Raw genomic sequence first — 14129 nt, forward strand, 5'->3', positions numbered from 1 at the left:
TCTGTAACATTGTATTTGCAATACTTCGTGATGAAAAAGAATTTACAATCATCACACCAGAAGAACATCAAAAGAATTACTTAAAAGCTAAATGCAATAAAGCTGCATAAAGTAAATCCATAGCCTGCTTTCCGTTTTTTGAGATACTCTCAAAAGGCTTATTGATGTTACCCTTTTTTAACTTGAAGAAATATCAAATATTTTTAGATTTAACTATTGACATTTCTTAGCTGGACTAAGTCTATTTTTATACAATAAAAAAACCTTCGTCTCATGAAGGGACGAAGGCAATCCGCGGTACCACCCTAATAATTTGATCAAATCAAATCTCTTAATTATGTTAACGACAATGCCGGCTTAAGTCTACTACTATTTCAACTTAGCAGTTCAAGAGTGAACTTCAGTAACTTTCAACCTAGAAGTGTTCCCAGCCTATGACACTCCCTCTCTTCAGGTATTCTCTTACATACTTTTCTCCATCATAACTTTTATATATTGAGTTTTTAATTTATAATCAGTTTCTTATACATCAGATACGCGTTAACTGAACCTGTCAATTCAAACATTTTCCAAAAAAACTCGGCATTTATCATCATTCAAAACACCCCTTTAAGGCTATTTACTTAATTATAGCATGAGGTATTTTAAAATACAAGGAATATGTAAACTAAATTCGGATTTGTCTAAATATTCTGCCTTTGTCTTAACACTTCGTACATTATAACGGCTGATGCTATCGCTACATTTAAAGATTCTGCTTTACCTTGCATTGGAATCTTTATTAAGCAATCAGAAGCATTGATGATACTTTCAGAAACACCAGAAGCTTCATTACCTATGACTAAAGCAAAATTTGTCTTGAAATCGATATCATAACAATAATTGCTTGAATCTAACGAAGTAGACATTATCTGTATTCCTCTATTCTTAAGATCTTTTATAGCATCATTTATTTCATTATAATATAGCAGAGGAGTATGAAAAATGGATCCCATGGTTGAACGTATAGTTTTAGGGTTAAATACATCTACACAACCATTAGTTACAATTATTCCATTTGAACCAAATGCATCTGCAGTTCTTATAATAGTCCCTAGATTCCCAGGATCTTGTACTCTATCAAGTAATATAAAAAAATTACCTTTATCTGCTAATACGCTCTCTATATCATGAATATTAAATTTGACTGATGCAAAAACGCCCTGCGGACTTTCAGTGTCAGTTATTTCTTGAAACAATTTATCTGAAATATGATATGACCTGCATTGTAGCAGTTTAATCTGGTCAAATAATTTATCTCCACCTTTAACACTAAAAAGCATATCTGAATGCAAAACATAGTCTATTTCTGCCTTTGAAATAATACTTTCTTCAACCGCTCGGACACCTTCAATAAAAAAGCGTCTCTTATCCCACCTAAATCTTTTTTTATGTAAAGATTTTGCATCTTTAATTATTTGATTAGATGGACTTGTTATTGTTTCATCCATATGCACACCTCAATCAGCTTTTCTTTCAAGTGTAGCCAATTGCTCGATATTGCCTATTACAATAAGTATGTCGCCATGATTAATAACATCATCTGCGTATGGGGATATATTTATATCTTTTCCCTGTTTTATTGCCATAACATTAACACCATATCTAGTAGGCAATCTAAGTTCTTTAAGAGTCTTCCCTTCCCATTCCTCTATAGCTGAAATCTCCACAATACTATAGTCTGGAGATAATTCAACGTAATCTAGTATATTAGATGAAACTAGATTATGAGCGACTCTTACACCCATATCTCTCTCAGGGAACACAACTCTATCTGCTCCAATCTTATATAGTACTTTGCCATGTATATCATTCTGAGCTTTTGCAATAACTGTTTGCACCCCAAGCTCTTTAGCTATTAGCGTAGCCATAATAGACGCCTGTAAGTCAGACCCTATACTAATTACCGCTACGTCAAAATTCCTTAATCCTAAAGATTTTAGAGTATTTTCATCAATTCCATCCGCTTGAACAGCATGCGTAACAGAATCTGATATTTCTTGTATAATCTCTGGGTCTTTATCAATTGCTAAAACATCAAATCCTTGACTGTAAAGAGTCTTGGCAACACTAGTACCAAATCGTCCACAGCCAATAACAACAAATTGTTTCATAGTTTCACCTTCCTATCCTACTAGAATCCTTTCCTCTGGATATCTATATTTTCCTTTATTCTCTTTCTGCTTCTTAGCGAGTGCAAATACCATTGTTAATGGTCCAACTCTTCCTGCAAACATAGTTAGTGTTATAATAAGTCTACCTATGGTAGATAAATTAGGAGTTAGTCCTCGACTTAATCCAACAGTTCCAAAAGCAGATGTTGTTTCAAACAAGACATCCATAAAGCTATATCCACTTTCAGTAATCGTTAAAACCATAGTTACAAAGATGACTAAAAGTAATCCTATTCCTGTAATTGCAAGTGCTCTATATATTAATAAGTGTGGGATTCTTTTTTTATATATCTCTACATCATCATTACCCTTTAATACTGATATTATTCCCAATATAATGGCTCCAAAAGTTGTTGTTTTTATACCTCCAGCAGTAGAACCAGGTGACCCGCCAATAAACATAAAGATTATGATCAGAAAAGCTGTTGCATTAGTAACTGAAGCCATGTCTATGCTGTTAAATCCTGCTGTTCTAGGAACTATAGATTGAAACACAGAAGCAAGTATTTTACCACCAAATGATAGGTTCCCAAGTGTGTCAGGATTATTATATTCAACTGCAAATATGAAAATAAACCCTAATAGTAATAAAGCTATTGTAATAAATAATACAAGCTTTGTATGCAATGAACATTTACGAATACTTCTATTTACTGTTAAATCTATGTATACAGTATATCCAAGCCCTCCAATAATGACCAGAAGGCCTATGGTAAAGTTCACTATTGTATCACTGACAAATGGCATAATACTTTCACCAGTCAAATCAAAACCAGCATTACAAAAAGCTGAAATAGAGTGAAACAAAGAAAACCAAGCACCTTTCAAAGGGCCATATGTAGGAATAAACCTTGTAGCAAGAAAAACTGCACCTACACCTTCAATGATTAATGTAGATATAATAACATATCTAGTAAGCTTAACAAGCCCTGATAATGTAAATTGATTAAGCTCTTCTTGCATTATAAGCCTTTCTTTAAGAGTTATCTTTTTACCCAAAAGCAGCGCAACAAGTGTTGCCATAGTCATAAATCCTAATCCACATATTTGAATTAAAACTAATATGATTATTTTCCCAAAAATAGTCCAATGAGCAGCTGTATTTACAACAACAAGTCCAGTAACACATACTGCTGAAGCTGAAGTAAAAAGTGCATCTATAAAACCTATGCTCTTACCGTCAATAGAAGCTAAGGGTAGATTCAACAATGTAGCACCAATTAATATTAGTCCTGCAAAGCCCAAAACTAGTACCTGAGCTGGATTTAGCTTCAGCTCGTTAATTCTATTTGAAAGATTTATATCCATCATCCCCTAACAATAAAAATGTCTTTAATGTATATTATTTTACCATTATATCACTTTATTCACTAGATTGAAAGTTAGAGCATTTTGGTCAAAATTACTCTCCACAAGCCTTTATTTTATTCCATTATAATTTATGTAAGTAAAAATAGTAAAAATAAAAGCTCCGAAATCGGAACTTTTATTTTTATGCGTTTTTTGCAATCTCAACTAATTTAGCAAATCCTTGAGCATCATGGATTGCCATTTCAGCTAACATTTTTCTATTAATTTCTATGTTCGCATTTTTAAGTCCATTAATAAATGTACTGTATGACATTCCATTTAATCTAGCTGCAGCATTTATTCTAGTAATCCATAATCTTCTAAAATCTCTTTTTCTTAATTTACGACCTACGTAAGCATATTGTAATGACTTCATTACAGCTTGATTTGCTGGTCTATATAACTTACTTTTAGCTCCATAGTAACCTTTGGCAAGTTTTAATATTTTTTTATGTTTTTTTCTCGCATTTAAAGCCTTTTTCACTCTAGCCATTTCATCGTTCCTCCTCGATCATCTATATTAATATGGTAATAATGTGCTTATTCTCTTCTCGTCACCACTGCTTACAACAGTAGCTTTTCTTAGGGTTCTTACTCTCTTAGCTGACTTCTTTCCAGTTAAGTGGCTTTTATATGCTTTGTTTCTCTTAAGTTTTCCTGTTCCTGTCTTTTTAAATCTTTTTGCTGCTCCTCTATGAGTTTTCATTTTTGGCATGATGTTTCCTCCTTCCAGATAATTAGTTTTTTGGGTTTAAAAACATTACCATGTTTCTACCTTCAAGCTTAGGTTGTTTATCTATAACTCCATACTCTGAAGTCAATTCAGCAAATCTAACAAGTACCTCTCTACCTATATCCGTATGGCCCATTTCTCTTCCTCTAAATCTTACTGAAACTTTTACCTTGTCTCCATCTTTTAAAAATTGAGACGCTTTTTTTGCCTTAACGTTTAGGTCGTTATCCTCTATACTTGGTGTCATTCTGATTTCTTTAATGTTAATTACTTTTTGGTTTTTTCTAGCTTCTTTTTCCTTTTTCGCCAACTCGTATTTATACTTTCCAAAGTCCATAATACGACAAACTGGCGGTTTAGCATTTGGAGCTATTTTAACCAAGTCTAATTTCTTTTCGTCCGCTATCTCTTGAGCTCTTTTTGACGAAACGATACCAAGCTGTTCTCCATCAACATCAATTAATCTTACTTCTTTATCCCTAATTTCTTCGTTAATTTGAAGTTCTTTAATATTAGGACACCTCCTGATTATTATATTATAAATAAAAAAAGCAGATAGAATAAACTATCCGCTCCTTTGCATAACAATAAAAGGTTCACTAACACCCAATAACACAAAATTATTAACCTTATGAGCATAGCTATAAGGTGAGAAGCGGATACTTCTACTTTATTTTTCATAATGTCAATTACTAATATAGTATATGTTAACAAATTAATCTTGTCAATAGAAATATAAAACTTTTTTTATTTTTTGTTTTAGTTTAAACTATTTTGTCAATTCATATAACGCCTTAGCGTATATTTTGGAAATATTTATTAAGTCGTTTATAGATATGCATTCATCCTTCTGATGAGCTAGTTCCACTTGTCCTGGAAATAAAGGGCCAAATGCTACTGCATTTTTCATAGACCTTGCATATGTCCCACCACCAATAGTAATTGGTTCACTACTTAAATCTCCAGTTTCCTCTCTATATACCTTCATCAAAGTTTGAACCAATTCATGGTCTTTTGAAACATATAAAGGTTTCATATCTTCACCTTCTATAACTTCAATACCGGTTCCTTTCAATTCTGCTCTTATGCCGTCATACACTTGCTGTCCAGCATATTTAATTGGATATCTTATGTTAACAGTAACCTTCGCCTCAGCTGAGTCAACATTAATCATTCCTACATTAAAAACTAACTTACCTGATATATCATCTTCAAATCCACACCCTATTGACTGTCCATTATAATCCATACCTATCTTTTTGTTGTACGCTTTGATGAAGCTGCATATATCACAATCACAATCTATTATTTTTGCTAATAGTACAATAAGCTGTGATATCGCATTTTGTCCAGATTGTGGCGTACTTCCATGAGCTGATACTCCCTGAGATTTCAAAATTATATCTTCACCATTATCAACTAATTGGATTTTATATCTAGCTTCTTTTATAAAGTCCTCAAACTTTTTGATGAAATCACTTCTATATTTAGTATTTACACTTAAAATTGCTGTGCATGAATCGGGAACCATGTTAGGTCTATTACCACCACTTATACTCTTGATTTTTACATTTTCACTACACATTTTATCAACATCTTTTGCCAAATCAAAAACTATAATTCCTTTTTCTCCATGTATTACTGGAAAATCCGCATCTGGAGTAAAAGCAATATCAGGTGCATTTTGTTTCTTTAAATAATATGTAATTCCACCCCATTCAGTTTCTTCGTTAGTTCCAAAAATTATTCTAATCTTTTTATTAATATTTAATCCCGACTCTTTTATTGCCTTCATTGCATAAAGTATAGCTATAGCTGGGCCTTTATCATCTATAGTGCCTCTACCAAATATTTTATCATCATGTATTTCTGCCGCATAGGGTGGATAAGACCAACCTTCTCCTTCTGGTACAACATCAAGATGGACTAGTACACCTACTGTTTCATCTCCACTACCTATCTCTGCATGTCCAGCATATCCATCAAAATTTTCTACATTAAAACCTAACTCTGATGATAGTCTAAGAGCATACTCTAAGGCTTCATTTACACCTTCTCCATACGGCATTCCATCCTTTGCTTCGTCTTCGACACTTCTAATCTTGACAATATCCTGCGTTTTTCTGATAATATCATTTTTATAGCTTTCAATTAGCTTGCCCAGTACCATTTTATGGCCTCCTTTATTATTTTTACTTTTAAAAGCTTCCTAAAATAACTTACAACTCTATTTAAAAAAATGCAAAAATTTCCTATATATGTTATAGAGTTGATTCTTATATAAAGTAATTCGTTGGTTAAACTAATAATAACATACTACTTTAGTAGACTAAATATTCTTATGAATAATATATCAATTTATTCACTACAGTAAAAGAGGGTGATTGGCATCTTAAAAAAGAAAATTGTTTTCTACGTTACGTTATTAAGCATTATCTTTTCAACGTTACTATTTTATGACAAGTATTTTGAAACTATTAAGTTTAGAAATTTTGCTACTGGGGATAGATTCATAATCTGGATTGTAACTGTCGGGCTGCTTATTTATTATATAAAGCTAGATACAAGTCCATCTTTAGTTCCAGCATCTATAAGTAGTGAAAAGAAGAAGATAGATGAGACCCCAAATGACAATAATAAACCTGATATATCATTTAATGATGTTGCAGGTCTAGATGAAATTAAAGAAGAGCTACAGGAGATTATTGACTTTATAAACAACTCAGATAAATACAGAAAAATGGGAGCAAAAATACCAAGGGGCATTCTCTTTTATGGACCTCCAGGTACAGGAAAAACTTTACTAGCTAAAGCAGTGGCAGGCGAAACAAAATCTGGTTTCATGTATGCTAGTGGCTCCGAGTTTGTTGAAAAATATGTAGGTGTAGGTGCCAAACGAATACGAACATTATTTGAGAAAGCAAAAAAAGAAGCTCCTAGTATTATTTTTATTGATGAAATTGATGCAATAGGCTCAAAGAGAAATTCCGATAGCAATAATGAAAAAGACCAAACACTAAATCAACTGCTTGTTGAAATGGATGGCTTTTATAAAAGTCATACTGTTATTGTAATAGGAGCAACAAATAGACTAGATTTGCTAGACGAAGCTCTATTGAGACCAGGGAGATTTGACAGGCATATATATGTTGGCAATCCTAATATTAAAGCTAGAAAAGAGATTTTAGGAGTCCATACTAAAGATAAACCTATAGATAATAACGTAAATATAGAGGAGCTTGCAAAAAAAACACATGGATTTTCTGGAGCACAGCTTGCGAATATAGCTAATGAAGCTGCTATAATTGCAGTTAGACATAATAAAAGGCGTATTGATATTACCGATTTCAATGCCGCTATAGAAAGAGTAATTGCAGGTTTAGAGATAAAACATCCTTCAGTACTTGTAAAAGAAAAAACTATAGTAGCCAGCCATGAAGCAGGTCACGCTCTTGTAGGTAAACTTTTAAATGTTGACATGATCCAAAAAATCTCTATTGTTCCTCGGGGGCAAGCTCTTGGATATGTACTAAAACTGCCTGATGAAGAAAGATATCTTCTAACTAAAAATGAATTATTAAATAAAATTAAAGTACTACTCGCCGGTAGAGCAGCTGAGCAAATAGTTTTTCGTGAAGTTACTACAGGGGCAAAAGATGATTTGATAAAAGCTACTGAGATAGCGCAAGAAATGGTCTGTAACTTTGGCATGAGTTCCATTGGAAATATAGCTATAAAGGATCAGTATATAAAATATAGCTTTAACCAAATTGATAGTGAAGTTAAAAAAATAATAAATGATTGTTTCAATGATACTTTAAAAATCATAGAAGAAAACCAGATAATGCTCTCTAGAATAGCGGATTATCTACTACAGAAAGAAACATTATCTGGCGATGAATTAGACAACATATTAAAAGAATATAGCTTATCTGAAATTTATGCCACTTAAATAGTGGCATATTTATTATGTCTAAAACATATTTTTATAAAAGTATTACTATTAGCCCTTGTAACAATCCTATAATAAAACCCAATATTCCACCTAATACCTCTATATGCTTAAGCTCCTTCTTAGCAACTGATATAACAATTTTTTCTATCTTATCTAATTCAAATGAATTAATTTTCTCTTGCACTATTTCCGAGAGACTTATTTCCTCTGTGGCTTTATCTACAATCTTTTCAGATAAATCTTTGATTATATTTTCACCTTCATTTTCAACCAAGTCATCTATATAAGAGTAAATCATATTTTTAAATGTACTTGGTATAATAGATGGAAGTTTTTCACTCACTATATCATTAATTTTTCTTTTTAGCATAAATTTAATTTGAGATATGTTTTCTTCCTTAATAAGCTTATTTATTATTTCATGCATCGATAATAGCTCATCTTCTATTACATCTCCAATACTCTTAGCCATTTCCTCTCTCCGTTTAGGTATTAACCCTTGTATACTAAGGTTAATCACAGGAATGGTAATTGGATTTAATGGCCTAAAAATCAATTTAATTGCAATAATATTTGTAAGCCACCCAATAAGCGCTCCTACTATTGCCAGTACTACAACCTTTAATGCTATCATAGTATCACTCCTATTATATATACTGCTAAATAATTATAGCATATTTTTATATAACCTAAAACAATTAAAAGATACGATATAAAAAAACTTCCAAAGTAATTATCATTTGGAAGTTTTTTGACTATTTTTCTTCATTTAAATGCCCCTTAATATTAGTGTCAAAGCCACATAGCTTACATCCATTACATATAGTAACTTTATTCGAAAACACATTCTTAATAATATCTATTATATCATTTCTATAGCTAGATTCATCTACATGAATAATTATTTTTCTTGGAGCTATTGTTATAAGTGAACTAATTAACAAATCATCATAATTAATATCTATATCAGAAAGCTCATCGGCAATCTCTTCAAGAAAGTCATTGTTTATTACTGTATTTTTGCCATCTAGAAGCTCATATTTTTTATCTTTAAGCAGTACATTTACAACATCAATCTTTGGTTCCTGAATCTCAACAAAGTATTGTAATATCTTAATGAATTCTTTAAATTCTCTTTCAACTAAAAAATCTTCTATATTTTTGTCAATTGCGTCTTCGATAGTATCAATATAGAAACGTAGCCTAAATTTAATGAATCCTTCAATGTTTATTTCATTATTAAAGTCTAAGAACTCTAAAACAATTTTTAATATTCTAGCTTTTTTGCTTATCTTATAAATAATACCTTCAGTTGTAATATATTCATTTTTCTTTAAGTAATCAGTCGTATTTGCCTTTATTTTTTCTCTTTCAACCTTATCAAAATAGGAATATTTAGTAGCTAGTATTCTATCTATTATTTGATTTTGATATACTCCCAGTATCAAATCAGCTATGCCATTAGCGATGTAATGCTTAAATATATTAGTCACATTATCGTAACCCTTGCTTGTCTTTTCATTTAACTCATAGTCAATAAAAAATGTATCACCTAATAAGTAAGAACTTCTATCTATATATAAATCCTCTTTCTTAAAGAGGTCTAAATATCCATCTAACATTGAAATAATGTTGTCATTTCTGCTTTTTGTTGCTATAGACAATAAGTCCACAATTTTCACTCCTTTCTATTGTATTAGTAGTATATGTTTTAAATAATGCTATATTCGTTGTAGATAGATACATTAATTGTATGTCAAAGGAATAATTGAGCCAATATCAATTATTTCTTTGCTACTTAGCATAATTGGTAAAACATCATATTTTTCCAAAAAAAATTTAATATGTTTGCTATCAGGATGATTGTCAATATTTCCTGAAAATAGTAATTTTCTCTCTGAGATCAATCCCGTAGCTCCACCAATAAATCCGTAATCTAGTCCAGGAAGCTTTATATAACCATTTCTAATAAAAAGAACATCAACATTTAATTTTGTGCACGCTTTATAAATTGAAGTATCTGAAGTAATCAATGCATTATTACCAACAATTGATATTGAACATTTTGTATATCCTTGTTTTACATCAATAAACTCCAAGCCTTCCTTCCTTAAATAAAACTTAAGTTTTTCATCTGTATATTTAAAGTTATGTAAGGCATAACTCGAAACTCTTGCTACATTATATGCAATATTATCGGGATAGTTACGTTCAAGTTTCTTCTCACCTTTAATTAGCTTTATACCCCTTTGGCTTAGATTATCGCTATAATAATCATAAACATTAGGTGCTACAACTATAGTATTTCTATTTATAGGATGCATAACAATATCAGGATGATATGAAATAGCTTCATAAAGATCATCGCATTTACACGTCAAAATAACGTCTACTTCTTGTTTCTTTAAGTTATCAATTATTTCTTGAGACACCCTACCATCTACAATTGCCACACCAGCTCTATTTAAAGGAATAAAAGGATTTAGGTTATTCATTTTTCCACCTCTATTTTATAATCAATTTTAAAAAAACAAAAAAGCCTTCTTTAATCAAGAAGACTTTCTACTATTATGGAGGCGACACCCAGATTTGAACTGGGGAATAAAGGTTTTGCAGACCTCTGCCTTACCACTTGGCTATGCCGCCATATAAATTTTAGTACTATTTAAAAGCTATTAACTTATAAACAACCATCCCAACTAAGCGATTCGCACAAAATCAAAAGCGTGATTTTGGCTCTCTGCATCAAAAATGCATGTGGAGCGGAAGACGAGATTCGAACTCGCGACCCTCGCCTTGGCAAGGCGATGCTCTACCACTGAGCCACTTCCGCAAAGTTTATTTACTTTCTACTACCACTTTCAATCTACAGTAACCACTAAATTACCCACTAAGCGATTCGCACAAAACCAAAAGCTCGTTTTGGCTCTCTGCTTATACCACTGAGCCACTTCCGCAAAGTTTACTTATTATATATAAGTGGTGCCCAGAGGCGGAATCGAACCACCGACACGGGGATTTTCAGTCCCCTGCTCTACCGACTGAGCTATCTGGGCTAATCAACTGTCTTAACGACAAAACTTAGTATACATTATTTTCATTACAAAGTCAATACATTTTCATAATAAATTAGTAAATTATTATGAAAGGTATTGGATGCCTATGTGTCCAATACCTTTAAAGACTATTAATTAATTTCTTCCAATAAACTAGTCAGCTGTTGCTTATCAAATTGATATTTTTTATTACAAAAATGACATGACAACTCAGCCTTGCCGTCTTCTTCAATTATTTTTGTCAATTCATCTTTACCAATACTTATCAACGCTCTTTCTATCCTTTCTAAAGAACAGTCACACCTATAATTAGCATCTGACTTGTCTTTAATGTCCATTTCAAAATCACTAAAAATATGCTGCAATATTTCTTCAGGAGCATATCCTCTATCTATTAATTGTGAAATTGGCTCAACATTACTAAGTTTATTTTCTAATTTTTTAATTACTTCTTCGTCTGCTTCTGGTAATACCTGAATTATAAAGCCACCTGATGCTTTAACACTTAAATCTTTATCTACAATAACTCCAAGAGCTACAGCAGAAGGCTGCTGCTCAGAATAGGCAAAATAGTGAGTTAAATCTTCTGCAATCTCCCCGGTTACTAAATTTGATTGACCTATATACGGCTCTCTTAATCCTAGGTCCCTTATCACGATTAACTTACCATTAGTTCCTACTGCATTACCTACATCTAGCTTCCCATTTGACTTAAGTGGCAAGTCAATCGTTGGGTCACCTATGTATCCTTTTACTTCACCTTTATTATTTGATACAGCAAGTATAGTCTTCAGTGGTCCATCACTTTTAAACTGAACAGAAACGCTTTCATTTTCATTTTTTAACATATTCCCCATAATCACAGTAGCTGTCAAAGTTCTTCCTAAAGCAGCTGTAGCCGTAGGTGTTGTATTATGAATTTTCCTAGCTTCTTCAACTAAGCTAGTAGTCTTTGCAATAAAAACTCTAATATTTGCACTCTTGTCAGTAGCTCTAATTATATAGTCTTTCATAGTTCCCCTCCATAGATAGTCGTTGTATATCTATTTTACAACAAAAACTCATTTTTAAACAAAAAATATTTAAAGCCCCGATAAACGGGGCTTGCTACTGTCAAAACTATATATAAAGTTTGTTATTATCAGAATTATAGTTTTGTAACGTTTGTAGCTTGAGGTCCTTTTTCTCCTGTTACTATTTCAAATTCAACGCTTTGTCCCTCATCTAATGTTTTGAATCCATCAGTAACGATTGCTGAATAGTGTACGAATACATCTTCACCATTTTCTGTAGAGATAAATCCATAACCTTTTGTTGCATTAAACCACTTAACTGTTCCTTTAACCATTTGAAACATTCCTCCATATACTAAATAAATTTGCAGATGAACTATGTACATCCACTCTCAACCTAAGTGTATCACATGTATTTCCTCTTGTCAAATAATATTCCCACTGAATCAACATATTATACATTTTCAAACTAAGGCATTATTTTCTTACTATAAAAACTAGTCTCTCACTTTTAGTATTTGGTTTTTCAAAAGAAAAACCTTCATATTCTTCTATTTGATTAAACCCTGCTTTTTTAAGAGCATAGACAATCTGCTCTGAAGTATAGGCCCTTTCAAAATGCTGTTCATCAAATCTTCTATACATTTCATTATCTTTTATAAAAAAAGAAATATAGAATTCACATATATTGCTATTATCATCAAACTCATTTTCCCATACATAAAAAACTTCTTCACTATCTTCCACAAAAGTATTATTGCCTATTATCTCTTTAAGTTTATATACTGAGTTAACGTCAAATATAAAAACGCCATTCTCTTGAAGATGCTTATACACATTCGTAAATACATTAATTAAGTCTTCATAATCAGTTATGTAATTTATACTATCACAAATGGACAATACTAAATCAAATTTCTCATTCAACTCAAAATCAATCATATTCTGACTTAGAATGTTCAACTTTTTAAACATAGATAGCTTGTCAAATGCAACTGATAACATATCATCAGACGCATCAAAACAAGTTACTTCATATCCATCTTCGCATAAATACTTGGTAAAGTTGCCTGTTCCACAAGCCATTTCAAGCACTTTTTGCGGAAACACATTATATCGATTTAATACTTGATTAATATATTCATGCCATTTAGCGTAATCAACATCATACATTAAAGTATCATAAAACTGTGCAAAATCTTCATATGCGCTCATCACAATCCTCACTTCTAATAATTTCTAATATTTCTGTTAATCCATTTCTAGGTTTTCTACAAACAATTTTAGTACAACAGATGAAGAGTTGCAACATAATTTATATATAATTGTTAGATGCTCTTATTATCTGATTCTCTTTTTTTGGCTTTTTTGCGAACAGTCATAATTCCACCTATCCTACCTGATTCTTTTGCAGTTAGACCACCCCAACCAAATTCATCTATCTTTTCCATCAGTCCTAATTCCTTAGCGATTTCATATTTCATTATATCGTCTGGTGTTAGAACTTTCTTTTTTTTATTCTTGCTGTTTTTCATATCTTAGCCTCCTTCTTCACTATTATGTGAAAAAAGGAAAATATTATGCATTCACTAATGTTTGTTACCAATTTTAAACATCTATTAAGAATATGTAAAAAATAAATATTATACTTGATTTATAAGAATTAAGGTGTTAAACTAGTAAATGTTGAAAAAATACTACTTTCCCACTCCCCCTTTAATATATATTTAATCATATATATTAAACAATGAGTAAGGACCTACGACCCCCAAGTAGGTCCTTTTTAGTTGTTAAAAATCACCTGTTTAA

At 31.6% G+C, this 14129-nt stretch carries 16 protein-coding genes, 3 tRNA genes and 2 other annotated features; of the genes, 1 reads left to right on the plus strand and 18 read right to left on the minus strand.

What is annotated here, in order from left to right:
- Window positions 1-274 precede the first annotated feature (274 nt).
- Window positions 275-492 (minus strand) — a binding site (T-box leader).
- Between the two features lie 11 nt (window positions 493-503).
- From HNR33_RS15830 to pepV, 8 genes are all read right to left on the minus strand, one after another.
- Window positions 504-596 carry a YqzL family protein gene (locus HNR33_RS15830; protein WP_429085087.1) on the minus strand — a complete coding sequence of 31 codons (93 nt, stop codon included), beginning with the start codon at window positions 594-596 and terminating at the stop codon, window positions 504-506.
- Window positions 597-683: 87 nt separating this feature from the next.
- The gene (gene rlmB / locus HNR33_RS15835; RefSeq protein ID WP_429085089.1) at window positions 684-1490 is read right to left on the minus strand and encodes a 23S rRNA (guanosine(2251)-2'-O)-methyltransferase RlmB; all 807 of its coding nucleotides are present in this window, start codon (window positions 1488-1490) and stop codon (window positions 684-686) included.
- Window positions 1491-1499: 9 nt separating this feature from the next.
- Complete coding sequence (locus tag HNR33_RS15840; protein WP_429085091.1) at window positions 1500-2153, minus strand: potassium channel family protein; 654 nt, start codon at window positions 2151-2153, stop codon at window positions 1500-1502.
- A gap of 12 nt (window positions 2154-2165) precedes the next feature.
- Window positions 2166-3521, minus strand: a complete 1356-nt coding sequence (locus tag HNR33_RS15845; protein WP_429085093.1) for a TrkH family potassium uptake protein — start codon at window positions 3519-3521, stop codon at window positions 2166-2168.
- Between the two features lie 184 nt (window positions 3522-3705).
- Window positions 3706-4056 (minus strand): 50S ribosomal protein L20, encoded by a 351-nt coding sequence (gene rplT / locus HNR33_RS15850; protein ID WP_429085095.1) that lies wholly within the window; start codon window positions 4054-4056, stop codon window positions 3706-3708.
- A 27-nt stretch (window positions 4057-4083) separates the two neighbouring features.
- Complete coding sequence (gene rpmI / locus HNR33_RS15855; RefSeq protein WP_429085097.1) at window positions 4084-4278, minus strand: 50S ribosomal protein L35; 195 nt, start codon at window positions 4276-4278, stop codon at window positions 4084-4086.
- Between the two features lie 22 nt (window positions 4279-4300).
- Entirely contained in the window at window positions 4301-4840 is a 540-nt protein-coding gene (gene infC, locus HNR33_RS15860) for a translation initiation factor IF-3 (RefSeq protein WP_429085276.1), read from the minus strand.
- Window positions 4834-4973, minus strand: a sequence feature (ribosomal protein L20 leader region). It overlaps the preceding gene by 7 nt.
- A 92-nt stretch (window positions 4974-5065) precedes the next feature.
- Window positions 5066-6466, minus strand: coding sequence for a dipeptidase PepV (gene pepV, locus HNR33_RS15865; RefSeq protein ID WP_429085099.1), 1401 nt, complete (start codon window positions 6464-6466; stop codon window positions 5066-5068).
- A gap of 210 nt (window positions 6467-6676) precedes the next feature.
- On the opposite strand from pepV, the gene HNR33_RS15870 reads away from it, so the two are divergent.
- Entirely contained in the window at window positions 6677-8248 is a 1572-nt protein-coding gene (locus HNR33_RS15870; RefSeq protein WP_429085101.1) for an ATP-dependent metallopeptidase FtsH/Yme1/Tma family protein, read from the plus strand.
- Between the two features lie 34 nt (window positions 8249-8282).
- Here HNR33_RS15870 and HNR33_RS15875 read toward each other — a convergent pair whose 3' ends face one another.
- The 10 genes from HNR33_RS15875 to HNR33_RS15920 all read right to left on the minus strand — a co-directional run bounded on the left by HNR33_RS15875 (window position 8283) and on the right by HNR33_RS15920 (window position 13855).
- Complete coding sequence (locus tag HNR33_RS15875) at window positions 8283-8885, minus strand: DUF445 domain-containing protein (protein WP_429085103.1); 603 nt, start codon at window positions 8883-8885, stop codon at window positions 8283-8285.
- A 121-nt stretch (window positions 8886-9006) separates the two neighbouring features.
- Entirely contained in the window at window positions 9007-9924 is a 918-nt protein-coding gene (gene ytxC / locus HNR33_RS15880; protein WP_429085104.1) for a sporulation protein YtxC, read from the minus strand.
- Window positions 9925-9996: 72 nt separating this feature from the next.
- Complete coding sequence (locus tag HNR33_RS15885) at window positions 9997-10746, minus strand: DUF6873 family GME fold protein (RefSeq protein ID WP_429085106.1); 750 nt, start codon at window positions 10744-10746, stop codon at window positions 9997-9999.
- 76 nt (window positions 10747-10822) lie between these two features.
- Window positions 10823-10897 (minus strand) — tRNA-Cys (locus HNR33_RS15890).
- Between the two features lie 112 nt (window positions 10898-11009).
- Window positions 11010-11084, minus strand: a tRNA-Gly gene (locus HNR33_RS15895).
- Between the two features lie 147 nt (window positions 11085-11231).
- Window positions 11232-11307, minus strand: a tRNA-Phe gene (locus HNR33_RS15900).
- Between the two features lie 131 nt (window positions 11308-11438).
- On the minus strand, window positions 11439-12320 hold the full coding sequence (gene hslO / locus HNR33_RS15905; protein WP_429085108.1) for an Hsp33 family molecular chaperone HslO: 882 nt from the start codon (window positions 12318-12320) through the stop codon (window positions 11439-11441).
- Window positions 12321-12454: 134 nt separating this feature from the next.
- Entirely contained in the window at window positions 12455-12655 is a 201-nt protein-coding gene (locus HNR33_RS15910) for a cold-shock protein (protein WP_429085110.1), read from the minus strand.
- 142 nt (window positions 12656-12797) lie between these two features.
- Window positions 12798-13535 carry a class I SAM-dependent DNA methyltransferase gene (locus HNR33_RS15915; RefSeq protein ID WP_429085112.1) on the minus strand — a complete coding sequence of 246 codons (738 nt, stop codon included), beginning with the start codon at window positions 13533-13535 and terminating at the stop codon, window positions 12798-12800.
- Window positions 13536-13648: 113 nt separating this feature from the next.
- The gene (locus HNR33_RS15920; protein WP_429085114.1) at window positions 13649-13855 is read right to left on the minus strand and encodes an alpha/beta-type small acid-soluble spore protein; all 207 of its coding nucleotides are present in this window, start codon (window positions 13853-13855) and stop codon (window positions 13649-13651) included.
- Between the last annotated feature and the right edge of the window lie 274 nt (window positions 13856-14129).

This window comes from Brassicibacter mesophilus (assembly GCF_050433385.1).
Taxonomy (GTDB): Bacteria; Bacillota; Clostridia; order Tissierellales; family Proteiniboraceae; genus Brassicibacter; species Brassicibacter mesophilus.

Bases quoted from the DNA above. Each gene is read 5' to 3' on its own strand.
- HNR33_RS15920 (WP_429085114.1), bottom strand. From the start codon at position 13,855: ATGAAAAACAGCAAGAATAAAAAAAAGAAAGTTCTAACACCAGACGAT.
- rlmB (WP_429085089.1), bottom strand. From the start codon at position 1,490: ATGGATGAAACAATAACAAGTCCATCTAATCAAATAATTAAAGATGCA.
- HNR33_RS15845 (WP_429085093.1), bottom strand. From the start codon at position 3,521: ATGGATATAAATCTTTCAAATAGAATTAACGAGCTGAAGCTAAATCCA.
- HNR33_RS15840 (WP_429085091.1), bottom strand. From the start codon at position 2,153: ATGAAACAATTTGTTGTTATTGGCTGTGGACGATTTGGTACTAGTGTT.
- rpmI (WP_429085097.1), bottom strand. From the start codon at position 4,278: ATGCCAAAAATGAAAACTCATAGAGGAGCAGCAAAAAGATTTAAAAAG.
- rplT (WP_429085095.1), bottom strand. From the start codon at position 4,056: ATGGCTAGAGTGAAAAAGGCTTTAAATGCGAGAAAAAAACATAAAAAA.
- HNR33_RS15875 (WP_429085103.1), bottom strand. From the start codon at position 8,885: ATGATAGCATTAAAGGTTGTAGTACTGGCAATAGTAGGAGCGCTTATT.
- pepV (WP_429085099.1), bottom strand. From the start codon at position 6,466: ATGGTACTGGGCAAGCTAATTGAAAGCTATAAAAATGATATTATCAGA.
- HNR33_RS15910 (WP_429085110.1), bottom strand. From the start codon at position 12,655: ATGGTTAAAGGAACAGTTAAGTGGTTTAATGCAACAAAAGGTTATGGA.
- HNR33_RS15830 (WP_429085087.1), bottom strand. From the start codon at position 596: ATGATGATAAATGCCGAGTTTTTTTGGAAAATGTTTGAATTGACAGGT.
- hslO (WP_429085108.1), bottom strand. From the start codon at position 12,320: ATGAAAGACTATATAATTAGAGCTACTGACAAGAGTGCAAATATTAGA.
- HNR33_RS15885 (WP_429085106.1), bottom strand. From the start codon at position 10,746: ATGAATAACCTAAATCCTTTTATTCCTTTAAATAGAGCTGGTGTGGCA.
- HNR33_RS15915 (WP_429085112.1), bottom strand. From the start codon at position 13,535: ATGAGCGCATATGAAGATTTTGCACAGTTTTATGATACTTTAATGTAT.